Here is a 15023-nt window from a genome sequence, read left to right on the forward strand (position 1 = left end):
GTTTATGTACTTCAGTGTTATAATAGGTTAAGTATTTATATCAAAAGAGGTGAACATCATATGAGATGTCCAAATTGCAGACATACCAGTTCAAAAGTTGTGGACTCGAGACATGCAGATGAGATGAATGCAATTCGCCGTCGACGAGAGTGTGACAACTGTGGGGCACGTTTTACAACTTTTGAAAGAATGGAACTGTCACCCTTAATTGTAATTAAAAAAGATGGGACGAGGGAAGTGTTCGACCGAGCAAAAGTACTTGATGGTCTTTTAAAAGCTTGTGAGAAACGGGCCATTCCCTATGAAGAAATAGAAAAACGTGCTGATAATGTAGAAGCAACTTTAAGAAATTTAAATAAATCAGAAGTTTCATCAAATGATATTGGTGAATCTGTTATAGACGAACTCATTACACTCGATCAAGTCGCGTATGTTCGCTTTGCATCAGTCTACAGAGAATTTAAAGATATCGATCAGTTGATGGATATCGTGAAAAATCTTGAAAAGGGTAAGACCGATAATGAAATTTAATGACCGTCTAAAACCAAACACGGAATTTATTGTCTATAAATCATTTAGGTTGTCAGAGGATCAATACGATATTTTAAGTATGATATATTTGCCACTGATTGGACCGACAACTTTTTCAATCTATATGTATTTACACCAATCTACAAGGCAGACAGAACCTTTAGATATTAGATTCCATAGAGAATTTATGGATGAATTGTCCATGACCTTAACTGATTTTGAAGGTGATCTTGATAAACTAGAGGCAATTGGTTTGCTTAGAACTTACGTTTCAAATGAAGCACATTCAGACCGTTTCATTTACAGGCTCCAACAGCCACTGACAGCTGAAGAATTCTTTAAGGATCCTATGTTGTCTATGTATCTCTATAGTCAGGTCGGTTCTGAGAAATATAATAGTAAAAAGAAAGAACTGACATATCCTTCATTACCAGATGATCACACAGAGGTGACTAAAAAGTTCACTGATGTTTTTCACCATACGAGCCAGGAAGGGTTTAGGGTTTCAAATGAGAACTTTAAACAGAATGACAAAAGCCGTGGACCGACTATTGATCTAGATGATTTTGACTTCGAGGTATTGTTCACTCACCTTAAGGGTACGAGAATAGATAAGCAGTTTTTCTCTAAAGATGTTAAGAAGTTGATTGTACAACTGAGTCAATTATTTAATCTAAATGCCTATGATCTTAAACAGGTTTTACTGCAGTCAACGAGCCCACAATTTGGGATTGACCAAGAACAGTTAAAGCGAGAAGCGAGAAAATATTATCAAAAAGAATACGGTAGAGTCGTACCGACCTTTAAAACATCGACTGATGACCAGGTAGAAGATGACGATCTCGGTTATCTGGAAAATTTAGATAAGGTAAGTCCACTTGATCGAATTAATGATTTAAGAAATTATAAACCTTCCGAAAATGATCTTAAAGTGGTCACAGAGGTGATCACTAAAACAGGTTTAGAAAATGGAGTCATCAACATGCTCTTAGAGTATACATTTCAAATGAAAGACGGGGACCTACCGCTTCGTTATGTGATGACGATTGCTGAAAACTGGGAAAAAGAAGGTTATAGAACAGCGGCTGAGGCTTATAAATCGATTATGGACTTTCGTGAGGCTAAGGTTCAGGAACAGTCTAAATATAAGAAACAAAGATTTGCTCAAGGTGAAACAGATCCATCTTGGTTAAAAGAGAAGAAAGAGAATACTAAGAGAAAACCAGAAACAAAAAAAACTGATGAACCACCAAAAACTTTAAAAGATGATAAGAGTTTTAGTGATTTAATTAAAAAATTTAGAGAGAATTAGGTGAGTCGATGGAACCCTTAAGTAACTATTTAAAAAACTCACAAAAGATAACTGAAAATAATGAAAGAATCTATGAAGAAGTAGTCAATCATCCGAAGATGCAGGCATTTATGCATGAACATGAAGGTGAAATCACGCGTTCAATGATCCAAAATGATCTGATGATTCTTAAGCATTATATCAATCAAAAAAACGAATGCGAACCTACTGAAAATGGAAAGTGTAAGAGTCATCCCGACGGCTATATCTTTAACTTAGAAATTCGACAAGGGCGCTTCAATATGGTCTATAAAAAATGCCCAGTTAGAAAAAAATACGAAGAATTCCTAAAGAGAGAAAGCCTAATCCAAAGTTTTCATATTCCACGTGATGTCCGAGAAGCGACCTTTGAAACGATTTACTTAAATGATGACCGACGTGAAATTTTAGAAAATGCTATTGGACGTGCTGCAAAAATTGCACGTGGTGAGGACTACCGTGGACTTTATATATATGGTGAGTTTGGTATTGGTAAATCTTATATACTTGGCTGTATTGCCAATGAGCTTAAGGAAAAGTCCATCTCTTCTATGATGATTTACGTCCCGGAAATTTTAAGAGACTTAAAAGCTGGATTTAACGATGGGTCTTCAAATGCACGTTATGAAGCTATAAGAAACGCCGAAGTTTTAATCCTCGATGACCTTGGTGCTGAAGATGTAACGGCTTGGTCCAGAGACGAAGTAATCACAAGTATTTTAAACTATCGTATGGTGGAGCAACTCCCGACCTTTATTAGTTCTAATTTTGCGATTGACGAGCTTAAAGGACGCTATAGTTATACAAAAACAAATGGCAGAGAAGAGACTAAGGCACTCCGTATGATTGAGCGTATTCGTGCCTTGTGTGAAGAAGTGAAACTTACTGGTGACAACTTAAGACAGTCATAGCTTGATTTACATTAAAAATCGTGTATAATGAACCTTACATTTCATTAATGTATCCAAAGGACAAGACAATTTTTATAAGTTTATTTTAGAGAGTGTATGATGTGCTGAGACATGCATATAAACTGCGGATTGTTACTACCTTTGATTTTGTTTCCTTAATCGGAAGCCGGCCTGGACCGTTATCTCCAAGCTGAGGCATACTGTTGTATGTGAATCAGGGTGGTACCGCGTAAAAACGCCCCTATATTTTATATAGGGGCGTTTTTTTATTTAAATTTGAAAGGATGATTAAAATGACTGAACAAATTGAAATTAGATTTCCAGATGGTAATGTAAAATCTTTTGATTTTGGTGTAACTGCTGAAGAAATTGCCGCATCAATTAGTCCTGGATTAAAGAAAGCATCACTAGCTGCTAAAGTGGATGGTGAACTTTTTGATTTGACACGCCCCTTAGAACAGGGTGCAGAAGTTGAATTGATTACAAACAAAAGTGAGGAAGGATTAGAAATTCTCCGTCATTCTACTGCACACCTTATGGCGCAAGCACTAAAACGCCTTTATGGTGATGTACATTTCGGTGTTGGTCCAGTCATTGAAGAAGGTTTCTATTACGACTTCGACATCGATAAAAATATCTCATCAGAAGACTTTCCTAAAATTGAAAAAGAAATGAAACGTATTGTCGATGAGAACATTCCGATTGAGCGTAAAGTTTTATCGAGAGATGAAGCAAAAACTTTCTTTGAAAATGATCCTTATAAACAAGAACTCATCGATGCCATTCCTGAAGATGAGCTCGTTACAGTCTATAGCCAAGGTGAATTTACAGACCTGTGCCGCGGCGTACATGTGCCACGCACTTCTAAGATCAAGGTCTTTAAGTTACTTTCTACAGCAGGTGCTTACTGGCGCGGGGACTCAAATAACAAGATGCTACAACGTATTTACGGGACAGCATTTTTCGATAAAAAAGAATTATCAGCCTATATGGACTTAATTGAAGAGCGTCGTGAACGTGATCACCGTAAGATTGGTAAAGAGATGAAACTCTTTGAGAACAACCAACTTGTCGGTGCTGGCTTACCACTTTGGCTACCAAATGGGGCGACAATCCGTCGTGAAATCGAACGCTATATTGTGGATAAGGAAGTGTCACTTGGCTACAATCACGTCTACACACCGATTATGGCAAACTCTAACTTATATAAGACAAGTGGACACTGGGATCACTATCAAGACGATATGTTCCCACCGATGGAAGTGGGTAATGAAGAGCTTGTGCTCCGTCCTATGAACTGCCCGCACCATATGATGATTTATAAAAATGAACGTCACTCTTATCGTGAATTGCCAATTAGAATTGCAGAACTTGGTATGATGCATCGCTATGAAGCGAGTGGGGCAGTGAGTGGTTTACAACGTGTACGTGGTATGGTCTTAAATGATGCACACGTCTTCGTTCGCCCAGATCAAATTAAAGAAGAATTTATTAGGGTCGTTGAGTTAATCCAAGAAGTTTATAAAGACTTCAAGATTGAAGATTATAAATTCCGCCTGAGTTACCGAGATCCAGAGGATAAGGAAAAATACTTCGACGATGACGATATGTGGCAACGCGCGGAAGCAATGTTAAAAGAAGCGGTCGACGAAATGGGTCTGACTTACATTGAAGCAGTCGGTGAAGCGGCCTTCTATGGACCAAAGCTAGATATCCAAGTTAAAACTGCCCTAGGTAAGGAAGAAACACTATCAACTGTACAACTCGATTTCCTCTTACCAGAACGATTTGACCTGACTTACATTGGTAAAGACGGGGAAGAACATCGTCCAGTCGTAATTCACCGTGGTGTTGTTTCCACAATGGAACGCTTTGTTGCCTTCTTAACAGAAGAATATAAAGGTAACTTCCCTTTATGGCTTGCACCAAATCAAGTGGAAATCATTCCAGTAAACGTCGATCTTCATTACGATTATGCTAGAGAAATCTATGATGATATGAAGAGCCAAGGAATCCGTGTCCACATTGATGACCGTAATGAGAAGATGGGCTATAAGATTAGAGACGCTCAGATGAAGAAAATTCCTTATCAAGTTGTTGTCGGCGACCAAGAGAAAGACAACTCTGAAGTCAACGTGCGTAAGTACGGTGAAGAGAAACAAGAATCACACGATAAAGAAGAATTTGTATACCAGCTAGTTGATGAAATTAGATTGAAAAAATAAAATTGACAATCCGAAACTCTTCGTGTATAGTATTAAGAGTTGAAAGAAACGGACAAGTTGAAGCTCCCGCTTCACACCCTTGAACGCTTGAGTGACTGGGTAAATTGGGAAAGAGATGCAATAACGATTGTATCTCTACTTCTGAAGCGGGTGCATGATGATGCACTCGCTTTTTTGTTCGTTAAATATTATGGAGGTGCTAAACATAGCTAAAGATCAAACACTGATCAATAACCGTATTCGCGCTAAAGAAGTTCGTTTAATCGGTCCTGATGGTTCACAGATGGGAATCAAAGACACTAGAGAAGCGATGGAAATCGCAGAGAGAGCAAATCTCGATGTTGTTTTAGTCGCTCCGAATGCTAAACCACCAGTTGCACGTATCATGGACTACGGCAAGTATAAGTATGAGCAACAGAAGAAAGAAAAAGAAGCTCGTAAAAAACAAAAGGTCATTAACCTTAAAGAAATTCGCTTATCACCAACGATTGAAGAACACGACTTTAATACGAAATTAGGTCATGCAAAAAAATTCCTTGCTAAAGAAGACAAGGTAAAAGTTTCAATTCGCTTTAAAGGGCGTGCAATTACGCACAAGGATATCGGTCGTAAAGTACTTGAGCGCTTCGCTGAAGCACTTAAAGAAGACGGTCAGATTGAACAGCGTCCTAAAATGGAAGGTCGTTCAATGTTCCTAGTCGTTGCACCATTTCAGGACAAAAAATAATATATAATCGGAGGGTTTTATCATGCCAAAAATGAAGACTCATAAAGGCTATGCTAAACGAATTAAGAAAACTGGTACAGGCAAATTCAAACGTTCACAAGCTTTCACAAGTCACTTATTTGCTAACAAAACAACTAAACAAAAACGCCACTTAAGAAAATCTGCATTAGTTGCTAAATCTGATGCGAAACGCTTAGTACACTTATTAGCTAAATCTGCAAAATAATATATTAAAAGGAGGAGTTAGAAATGGCTCGCGTAAAAAATGGTTTAACTTCACGTAAAAGACGTAAAAAAGTATTAAAACAAGCAAAAGGTTATTTTGGTGCGAAGAGCACTTTATATAGAACAGCGAAACAAGCTGTCATCAAATCAGGTCAGTATGCATACCGTGACCGTAAACAGAAGAAAAGCGAATTCCGTAAATTATGGATTTCACGTATCAACGCTGCTGCACGTAACCACGACATCAGCTACAGCCGTCTAATGAACGGTCTTAAAGTTGCTGGCATCGATATCAACAGAAAAATGCTTTCTGAAATTGCAATTTCAGATGATAAGGCATTTGGTGAAATCGTAGAACAAGCTAAAAAAGCTTTAAACTAATATAATTTTAAGCTCCCATTGTTGGGAGCTTTTTTGTTATGCTTTTAAATGGAGGTATACATATGATTGAGAACTCAGAAATAATGATGATGGGCATCACCGCATTGGTTACGGTCCTGTTACCATTTATCTTCATACTTGTATTACGTTTTAAATTTAAAACACGGTGGCTTCCTATCTTAATAGGGACTCTAGTATTTGTCGTATTTGCTTTAGTATTAGAGCAAATTTTACATATGATTGTACTCAATCCCGGAGTAGATGATAGTGTGTCCTTAAGAGATAATTCACCATGGCTATTTGTTTTATATGGTGTACTTGCAGCAGGAATATTTGAAGAAACAGGAAGATTTCTTGCCTTTTTAATCACAAAGAAATGGTATAAAGACATCGACAGTGCCATCTCTTACGGTATCGGACACGGTGGGATTGAAGCTATATTAGTCGTCGGACTTGCTATGGTGAATTCTATTATTATTGCCTTTATGGTGAATTCCGGATCACCACTATTAAATGACATACCGATTCCAAGAGAGGAATTAATCAATAGCCAAGCATGGTATATGTATTTACTAGCAATTTTTGAACGCATCATCGCTATGAGTCTACACATCGCGCTGTCTGTCATTGTCTTTTGCGCGGTCATGATGAAAGGAAAATGGTATTTATACCCACTTGCGATATTGCTACACGCACTCGCAAATGTTACAGCTGCAATGATGCAGGCAGGCCTGCTAACTAACCCTTGGCTCATGTATAGTGGCTTAATTGTCGTAACAGCTATCGTTATATTTATTGCCTTTAGATTAATTAAAAACTATCAGCGTGATCCCTTGATTTAAAATCAAGGGATTTTTAGTGGAATTCAGTGATTTTGTGAGAACTCGTGAAAAATACGATTTCAACCATCCACCAAAGCGCGAAATCCCTCAATCGTACACTAGGCTTGTGATTGAAGAATTCCTTTATATATCAACATTGTAAGCGATAACAAAATTTCGAAAAATCTATAGACATGAGCGATTAAATGGACTATATTTGAAAGGTAATTTGATATATAAATAAAGGGAGAAACAAAGGGGAGTCTTATTATGGAGACAATAGTATCGTTTTTAAACGATATAGTTTGGAGCTGGCCACTGCCTGTCTTATTAGTGGTCGTCGGACTATATTTCTCGCTTAGAATGAAATTTTTCCAAGTGAGATATTTAAAAGACATGTTGCGTCTTATGTTAAAAGGGGAGAAATCTGATCAAGGAATCTCAAGTTTTCAGGCAATCGCTGTAACACTAGCTGGACGAGTGGGTACAGGTAACATCGTTGGTGTATCAACAGCAATTTTCCTTGGTGGTCCGGGTGCAGTGTTCTGGATGTGGCTGATAGCATTTTTAGGTGCGGGTAGTGCCTTCGCTGAATCGACGCTCGCGCAAGTTTATAAGCAAAGGGAAGACGCACAGTACCGCGGGGGACCGGCTTACTATCTAGAAAAGGGGATAGGTGGTACGTTCGGTAAGATATACGGTATGTTGTTTGCGGTGGTTACAGTTATTTCTTGTGGTATTCTCTTACCTGGGATTCAGTCAAATTCAATCGCAAGTTCTGCAGTCAACGCTTTTCCAATTGATAATTGGATGATTGGAGTATTTATTGCTTTAATATTAGGTGCTGTTATCTTTGGTGGAATCAAGTCAATTGCAAATGTTGCTACAATCTTAGTACCGTTCATGGCTGTTGCTTACATAATAGTAGCTGTCATCATTGTAATTATGAACATCTCTGAAGTACCGGCATTACTTGCATTGATTTTTAGAAGTGCTTTTGGCCTAGAACAACAGTTTGCAGGTATACTTGGTGCCATGATTATGATCGGTATCAAACGTGGTCTATATTCAAACGAAGCAGGGCAAGGTACAGGCGCACACGCTGCTGGTGCAACTGAAGTATCTCACCCAGCTAAACAAGGGTTAGTACAATCATTTTCTGTATATATTGACACATTATTTGTATGTACTGCGACTGCCTTAATGATTTTAATGACAGGAATGTACAACGTATCAGATGATAACGGTGGACTCATAGTGGACAATGGGGTATATCAAGAAGCAGCGGATGGTAGCCGAGATGTCAGTGGAACAGTTGCCTTTACTCAAGCCAGTATCGATAAAGCCTTCTCAAGCCAAGATTCATTCAATATTGATTTTATAGGCTTTGGCTCATACTTTATTGCTTTTGCCTTACTGTTCTTCTGTTATACAACGATATTGGCCTACTACTATATTGCAGAAACCAACGTTATGTATATTACTAGAGGTAAGATGACTTGGTTAAAACCAGTATTAGGTGTCGCTCTAATTGCGTCAGCAGTGTACGGTACACTATCAACAGCTGATGTTGCATGGATGATGGGTGATGCCGGGGTCGGTATGATGGCTTGGATTAACGTCATCGGTATCATCATTCTTCAAAAACCGACACTAGCAATCTTCAAGGACTACGAGCGGCAATACAAACTTAAGAAACAAGGTAAGCTTGAAGGTGAGATTATTTATCGACCAGGTGAGAATGATGGCCTTAAAGGTGAAACATTCTGGCATAGACGTGTTCATGAAGTAGAAAATAAAGCTGAATATGGCTATCCTAAATCCTAGGAAAATACAATAAGCGCCCTAATCAGGGTGCTTATAACTTTTATAAATATGATAAACTACAAATAAGGAATTAAAAAGGAGCATTATTAAATGGATAAACAACTTGAAATGTTAAAAGATTTAACAGATGTCAATGGTATTGCTGGCTTTGAATCAGCAGTCAAAGGCAAGGTTAAAGCCTATATTGAGCCTTTAAGTGATGAAATTATTGAAGACAACTTAGGTGGAATCTTTGGTAAGAAACGTAGTGAGTCGGGTACTAAGACGATTTTAGTTGGTGGCCACTTAGATGAAATCGGCTTTATGGTCACTGAAATTGATGATAATGGATTCTTAAAATTCTCACCTGTCGGTGGCTGGTGGAACCAAGTCATGTTATCACAGCGCATGACTATCACAACAGGTGAAGGAAAACAGCTGACTGGTGTGATTGGATCAAAACCCCCACATGTACTCACGGCTGAAGAAAGAAAAAAACCAGTTGAAATCAAAGATATGTTTATTGATATCGGTGTCGCTTCAAAAGAAGAAGCAAGAGAAGCGGGTGTAGAGCTTGGAGATATGGTGACACCATATACTGAGTTTACCGAGCTTGCTAATGAATATTACCTGCTTGCAAAAGCTTGGGACAACCGCTTTGGGACTGCACTATCCATTGATTTATTAAAATCTGTAAAGGATGACAACTTAAATATTAACTTAGTCTCAGGTGCGACAGTACAAGAAGAAGTCGGCCTACGTGGTGCAAAAGTTGCTGCAAACAAGGTAAAGCCTGACCTTGCGATCGCAGTTGATGTTGGACTTGCAATGGATACACCAGGAATGAAGTCATCGAATGGTACAGGTGATTTAGGTAAAGGCCCACTTCTACTTTTACTTGACGGCTCAAACATTGGCCACGTACCATTTAGAAAACACATTCAAAAAGTCGCAGCAGAAAAAGACATTCCATATCAACTTCAAGTCATCCAAGGTGGCGGTACTGATGCGGGTTCTTTCCATGTGTCTAACGAAGGTGTACCATCAGTTGCGATCGGTGTACCCCTTCGTTATATGCACTCAAACGTCTCTATTATGCACCGTGAGGACTACCAAAATGCAGTCAAGCTTGTTGCGGAAGTTGTCAAATCACTCGATGACAGTAAGGTGGACGAAATCATTTGGTAAAAGAAGTTATCTCCTCAAAGGATAATAAACAAGTAAAAAACTACCGTAAACTGAACACGAGACAAGGCCGTAAAAAATCAGGCTTGTATCTAGTTGAAGGAGTACACCTAGTAGAAGAAGCTCTTAAAAGCCAGATTGATATTGAAATAATCATTGTTACTGACGGCTTTAAACATGGCTTATACTTATCAAATCAACGCACGATGTTTGTGACCGATGAAGTGATGAAGTCACTGTCAACCTTAGATACACCACCTGGTATTGTTGCAGTATTAAAGGAAAGTAAAGCGACTGGTTTGTCATATAAACGCGTCTTACTTCTAGAAGATGTTCAGGATCCTGGTAATCTCGGAACCTTAATTCGAACTGCTGATGCTTTTGGTTTTAAGACAATAATTCTAACACCAAAAGCTGCAGATCCATTTAATCCTAAAGTACTAAGAGCAGCTCAAGGTAGCCATTTTCATTTAAATATTATCACTCGGGAGGTTTCAGAAGCAGCAATGGCCTTTAAAGGGATTAAGATAGGTACAGCGCTAGACAATGCAGTGTACATTGATAGCTTCCAACAACCGGATGATGATATCATGCTCGTTTTAGGAAATGAAGGCAACGGCTTATCTTCTGAAGCCCTCGAGTTGATGGACATCAATGCAAAAATTGATATGACTGGTGACAGTGAAAGTTTGAATGTAGCGATTGCTGGTGCCATACTCATGCATCACTTTAAATCTTGATTTTAAGTCACAATTAGTTATAATTATAGTATCAACTTTATAGACATACTTCGGTAGAAGTCAGAAATAAATGATTATAGAGACCGTCAAAGAGAACATTAATAGAGCTGAAAATTAATGTACGGTTTTAATCAGTGTTCATCTGATTGATGAAGTTATGGGGTGTGCGTCACCTTATATAGATGCGTTTAAGTGTCTGCTTCATGCAGAAAATTAGGTGGTACCACGGAACTCCGTCCTTTTATATAAGGACGGAGTTTTATTTTTTAATGAGGAGATGAAGGGCAATGACAGATACTATGTCAACGTTGTATAAAGAATTTGAAGAACAGTTAAAAAGTGTTTCTTCAAGACAAGAACTGACTCAACTAAAAGTTGAATATCTCGGTAAAAAAGGTCATGTGACTGGATTAATGAAAGAAATGAAAAATCTTTCTAATGAAGAAAAACCTGCCTATGGTCAGAAGGTAAATGAATTAAGAACTTCAATAGAAAGTGAAATTGATGAACTTGAAGCTGAATTAAAAGCTGAGGCTCTCAATGAAAAGCTTGCCAATGAAACAATTGATGTGACGCTTCCTGGTCGTTCTACAGAAATTGGAGGCGCCCATCCGATTACGCGAATCATCGATGATATTGAAGATTTCTTTATTGGTTTAGGTTATGAAATTAAAGAAGGCTATGAAGTCGAACAGGATTACTATAACTTTGAAGCGCTAAATCTTCCAAAAGCACACCCTGCAAGAGATATGCAAGATAGCTTCTACATATCTGAAGATATATTACTGCGTACGCATACTTCACCCGTTCAAGCACGTACGCTCGAAGCGAGCAATGGCGTCGGACCTGTGAAAATAATTTGTCCAGGTAAAGTGTACCGACGTGATAGTGATGATGCAACACACTCTCACCAATTTACGCAAATCGAAGGTTTGGTAGTGGATAAGAACATCCACCTGTCAGATTTAAAAGGGACCTTAGAGTTATTCGCTAAGGAAATGTTCGGTGAAGACCGTGAGGTCAGACTCCGTCCGAGTTACTTCCCATTCACTGAGCCAAGTGTCGAAGTAGATATTTCATGCTTCAAGTGTAAAGGGTCAGGTTGTAACGTATGTAAAAAGACAGGTTGGATTGAAATATTAGGTGCCGGTATGGTTCATCCAAATGTTCTAGAGATGGCTGGCTTTGACTCGAAAGAATATTCAGGCTTTGCTTTTGGTATGGGTCCAGACCGTGTTGCGATGCTAAAATACGGAATAGAGGATATTAGACATTTATATACCAATGACCTTAGATTCATTGATCAATTTATTCCGACAGAAGATGGAGGTCAAAAAGATGAGAGTATCTAGAGAATGGTTAGAAACATTTATAGACATTAATGTATCGACTGATGAACTTTCAGAAACGATTACACGCGGTGGAATTGAAGTCGATAGCATTGACGACTATACATTAGATGTTAATAATCTCGTTGTTGGTTACGTCAAATCAGTCGAGCCGCATCCAGAGGCAGATAGACTGAATCTATGTCAAGTTGATGTTGGAGAAGAAACAGTCCAGATTGTCTGCGGGGCACCGAATGTCAAGGAAGATTCATACGTTGCTGCTGTACTTCCAGGCGGTCGTTTACCTGGTGGCGTAAAAATTAAACGTGCGAAACTCCGCGGTGAAAAATCAGAGGGTATGATTTGTTCACTTCAAGAACTCGGTATTAAAGAAGAATTCGTACCTGAAGAATATAAGCATGGTATCTTCATGTTTAACACTAAACAAACACCAGGTGAAGATGCATTAAAAGCATTATATTTAAGTGATCAAGTCCTTGATTTTGATTTAACACCAAACCGTAAGGACGCCTTATCTATGATTGGTGCAGCTTATGAAACTAGCGCACTATTCGGTGGTGAAGTAAAAGCACCGAATATTAGTGTTAATGAAGCAGATGAAACAGTAACGACTAGTGTGAAGAACGAAGACTCTAGTGCAGTACCGTTTTATGCCCTTCGTGAAGTTAAAGACATTGTGATTCAACCGGCGCCACTCTGGATGCAAGTGCGTTTAATTAAAGCAGGTATTCGACCAATTAACAACGTTGTTGATATTTCAAACTATGTTCTTTTAGAGTTTGGCCAACCCTTACACATGTTCGATAAAAACCGAATTCAAGCAGATGAAATCGTGACACGACGTGCCGAGGAAAATGAGAAATTCACTACATTAGATGGTAAAGAGCGAGTTTTATCAGCTGAAGATATTGTTATCACTAATGGTGAATATCCAATCGCCTTAGCGGGTGTCATGGGGGGATTAAATACTGAGGTAACGGATCAGACAACTAACGTTGTTATTGAATCTGCCCTGTTTGATCCCGTAAGAGTTAGAAAAACAAGTAGCCGCCTTAACCTTCGTAGTGAAGCGTCTCAACGTTTTGAAAAGGGCCCTTCTCATGAGTTTGTGCTTGCTGCATTAAATAGAGCCGCTTATCTCTTAGAAAAATATGCGAGTGCGACAACACTTAACGGTATCAGTAGTGATGGTGTACTTAATCTCGAGAACAGTGTAATCACAACATCTTCAGACTTCATCAACAACCGTCTCGGTACGGATTTACCGTCGAGTGAAATCTTAAATACTTTAGAGCGACTTGGTCTAGGCGCTAAAAAGACAGGAGACATGATTGAAGTCATTGTCCCATCTCGCCGAGATGATTTAAAAATTCCTGAGGACATTTCTGAAGAAGTCGCACGTATTTATGGTTACGACAATGTACCATCTTCACTACCTAAATACAGTGAGATTACACCAGGGCGTCTGACAGATGAGCAAGCAAAAACACGTGTTATTAAACGCCAACTCAACGCTCATGGCCTCTCTGAAGCAATCAATTATGCACTGACTAGTGAAGATAGAATCGGAGAGTTTACACAAATTAAAGAAGGCCTAAAATTACTTATGCCGATGAGTGAAGACCGTTCGATATTAAGAACGTCACTCATTCCACACTTAGTCGACAACGCGACGTATAATGTGAACCGCCAACAAAAGAATGTTGCCATATTTGAAATCGGCAATATCTTTGTTACAAACGGTCAAGATAAGCTCCCTGATGAAGTGTTGAAAATTGCAGGTCTTATGACTGGTGTTCATCACCAGACGCAATGGGAGAAATCTGGTCAAGCCTCAGATTTCTATACTTTAAAAGGAATTGTTGAAGCAATTTTTGAAAAACTGAATTTAAGTAATCGAGTCAATTATCACAGTGCAAGTCATTTTGATGAATTACACCCAGGTCGTAGCGCTGAAATTACTTTAGATAATAAAGTCGTTGGTCTAATTGGTGAGCTTCATCCAACTTATGGTGAAGCACATGACCTCGGTCAAACGGTTGTTTTTGAGCTGAATCTAGAAGAAATATTCTCATACAAGACCGGAAATATCTTATATGAGTTTCTACCAAAATACCCATCAATTTCTAGAGATATCGCCTTAGAAGTGGAAGATTCAGTGAGCGTTCAAACCATCATTGATACGATGAAATCAAATGCATCGAAACATCTCATCGATGTGTATCCTTTTGATGTTTACCAAGGTGAGCATATTGAAGAAGGTAAAAAATCAATTGCACTCCATCTAACTTATTTAGATCGAGAACAAACCCTAACGGATAAGGATGTCGAAGCACTTCATCAACCAGTCATCGATGCGCTCGTTGACAAGGGATATACAATTAGATAATAATGATTTCGCACTTACTGACCACGGTTAGTGAGTGCGATTCTACTTCTTCTGTCTTGAATAAACAAAATAGGATAAGTATAATGTGAATAAACTAAAATAGTGTGTGACATGACTAAAGATTAGGGGGCGAAGTCGAATGAGTGAACAGAAAAACCGCATATCTGTAAGAATTTACAACGAGAATTATACCTTAGTAGGCTCTGAGGACGAGGCACATTTAAGGCACATAGCCGAAGAGGTTAATGATAAGATTACAGCGATTGCAAAGATGAGCCCAGGACTAGATACAACTAGAAAAGCAGTACTTACGGCTTGTAATATAATGGACGATTATATAAAGTTAAAAGAAAAATGCGATGCACTCGAAAGAGAAGTGGACGCGCTTAAAAAAGGGAACTAA

The 15023-nt window shown here is 38.6% G+C and carries 14 protein-coding genes; all 14 read left to right on the plus strand.

What is annotated here, in order from left to right; all coding sequences use genetic code 11:
* Positions 1-60 precede the first annotated feature (60 nt).
* The 14 genes from nrdR to zapA all read left to right on the plus strand — a co-directional run bounded on the left by nrdR (position 61) and on the right by zapA (position 15023).
* The gene (gene nrdR, locus H624_RS0106490; RefSeq protein ID WP_026866870.1) at positions 61-531 is read left to right on the plus strand and encodes a transcriptional regulator NrdR; all 471 of its coding nucleotides are present in this window, start codon (positions 61-63) and stop codon (positions 529-531) included.
* Entirely contained in the window at positions 521-1843 is a 1323-nt protein-coding gene (locus H624_RS0106495; RefSeq protein WP_026866871.1) for a replication initiation and membrane attachment family protein, read from the plus strand. The genes nrdR and H624_RS0106495 overlap by 11 nt, the downstream gene beginning before the upstream one ends.
* 8 nt (positions 1844-1851) lie before the next feature.
* Entirely contained in the window at positions 1852-2772 is a 921-nt protein-coding gene (dnaI, locus tag H624_RS0106500; protein ID WP_026866872.1) for a primosomal protein DnaI, read from the plus strand.
* Between the two features lie 293 nt (positions 2773-3065).
* A complete protein-coding gene (gene thrS / locus H624_RS0106505) occupies positions 3066-4997 on the plus strand; it encodes a threonine--tRNA ligase (protein WP_035856299.1) in 1932 nt (643 codons plus the stop codon).
* A 196-nt stretch (positions 4998-5193) separates the two neighbouring features.
* Entirely contained in the window at positions 5194-5724 is a 531-nt protein-coding gene (infC, locus tag H624_RS0106510; RefSeq protein ID WP_156889158.1) for a translation initiation factor IF-3, read from the plus strand.
* 22 nt (positions 5725-5746) lie between these two features.
* Complete coding sequence (gene rpmI / locus H624_RS0106515) at positions 5747-5950, plus strand: 50S ribosomal protein L35 (RefSeq protein ID WP_026866875.1); 204 nt, start codon at positions 5747-5749, stop codon at positions 5948-5950.
* A 23-nt stretch (positions 5951-5973) separates the two neighbouring features.
* Positions 5974-6330 carry a 50S ribosomal protein L20 gene (rplT, locus tag H624_RS0106520; protein ID WP_026866876.1) on the plus strand — a complete coding sequence of 119 codons (357 nt, stop codon included), beginning with the start codon at positions 5974-5976 and terminating at the stop codon, positions 6328-6330.
* 62 nt (positions 6331-6392) lie between these two features.
* Positions 6393-7172 carry a YhfC family intramembrane metalloprotease gene (locus H624_RS0106525; RefSeq protein ID WP_026866877.1) on the plus strand — a complete coding sequence of 260 codons (780 nt, stop codon included), beginning with the start codon at positions 6393-6395 and terminating at the stop codon, positions 7170-7172.
* A gap of 246 nt (positions 7173-7418) precedes the next feature.
* Positions 7419-8978: an alanine/glycine:cation symporter family protein gene (locus tag H624_RS0106530; RefSeq protein WP_026866878.1), complete on the plus strand. Its 1560-nt coding sequence runs from the start codon at positions 7419-7421 to the stop codon at positions 8976-8978.
* A gap of 90 nt (positions 8979-9068) precedes the next feature.
* On the plus strand, positions 9069-10145 hold the full coding sequence (locus H624_RS0106535; RefSeq protein ID WP_026866879.1) for a M42 family metallopeptidase: 1077 nt from the start codon (positions 9069-9071) through the stop codon (positions 10143-10145).
* Positions 10139-10882, plus strand: a complete 744-nt coding sequence (locus H624_RS0106540; RefSeq protein WP_026866880.1) for a TrmH family RNA methyltransferase — start codon at positions 10139-10141, stop codon at positions 10880-10882. The genes H624_RS0106535 and H624_RS0106540 overlap by 7 nt, the downstream gene beginning before the upstream one ends.
* Before the next feature lie 287 nt (positions 10883-11169).
* A complete protein-coding gene (gene pheS / locus H624_RS0106545) occupies positions 11170-12234 on the plus strand; it encodes a phenylalanine--tRNA ligase subunit alpha (protein ID WP_035856301.1) in 1065 nt (354 codons plus the stop codon).
* Entirely contained in the window at positions 12221-14620 is a 2400-nt protein-coding gene (gene pheT, locus H624_RS0106550; RefSeq protein ID WP_026866882.1) for a phenylalanine--tRNA ligase subunit beta, read from the plus strand. Before pheS ends, pheT begins: the two co-directional genes overlap by 14 nt.
* A 139-nt stretch (positions 14621-14759) precedes the next feature.
* Positions 14760-15023: a cell division protein ZapA gene (gene zapA, locus H624_RS0106555; protein ID WP_026866883.1), complete on the plus strand. Its 264-nt coding sequence runs from the start codon at positions 14760-14762 to the stop codon at positions 15021-15023.

The sequence above is a fragment of the Jeotgalicoccus marinus DSM 19772 genome (assembly GCF_000425825.1).
In the GTDB taxonomy this organism is placed as follows: domain Bacteria; phylum Bacillota; class Bacilli; order Staphylococcales; family Salinicoccaceae; genus Jeotgalicoccus; species Jeotgalicoccus marinus.

What these genes read in the sequence shown, in the direction of transcription:
- nrdR (WP_026866870.1), top strand. Translation starts at nt 61, where the DNA reads ATGAGATGTCCAAATTGCAGACATACCAGTTCAAAAGTTGTGGACTCG.
- H624_RS0106495 (WP_026866871.1), top strand. Translation starts at nt 521, where the DNA reads ATGAAATTTAATGACCGTCTAAAACCAAACACGGAATTTATTGTCTAT.
- dnaI (WP_026866872.1), top strand. Translation starts at nt 1,852, where the DNA reads ATGGAACCCTTAAGTAACTATTTAAAAAACTCACAAAAGATAACTGAA.
- thrS (WP_035856299.1), top strand. Translation starts at nt 3,066, where the DNA reads ATGACTGAACAAATTGAAATTAGATTTCCAGATGGTAATGTAAAATCT.
- rpmI (WP_026866875.1), top strand. Translation starts at nt 5,747, where the DNA reads ATGCCAAAAATGAAGACTCATAAAGGCTATGCTAAACGAATTAAGAAA.
- rplT (WP_026866876.1), top strand. Translation starts at nt 5,974, where the DNA reads ATGGCTCGCGTAAAAAATGGTTTAACTTCACGTAAAAGACGTAAAAAA.
- H624_RS0106525 (WP_026866877.1), top strand. Translation starts at nt 6,393, where the DNA reads ATGATTGAGAACTCAGAAATAATGATGATGGGCATCACCGCATTGGTT.
- H624_RS0106535 (WP_026866879.1), top strand. Translation starts at nt 9,069, where the DNA reads ATGGATAAACAACTTGAAATGTTAAAAGATTTAACAGATGTCAATGGT.
- pheS (WP_035856301.1), top strand. Translation starts at nt 11,170, where the DNA reads ATGACAGATACTATGTCAACGTTGTATAAAGAATTTGAAGAACAGTTA.
- pheT (WP_026866882.1), top strand. Translation starts at nt 12,221, where the DNA reads ATGAGAGTATCTAGAGAATGGTTAGAAACATTTATAGACATTAATGTA.
- zapA (WP_026866883.1), top strand. Translation starts at nt 14,760, where the DNA reads ATGAGTGAACAGAAAAACCGCATATCTGTAAGAATTTACAACGAGAAT.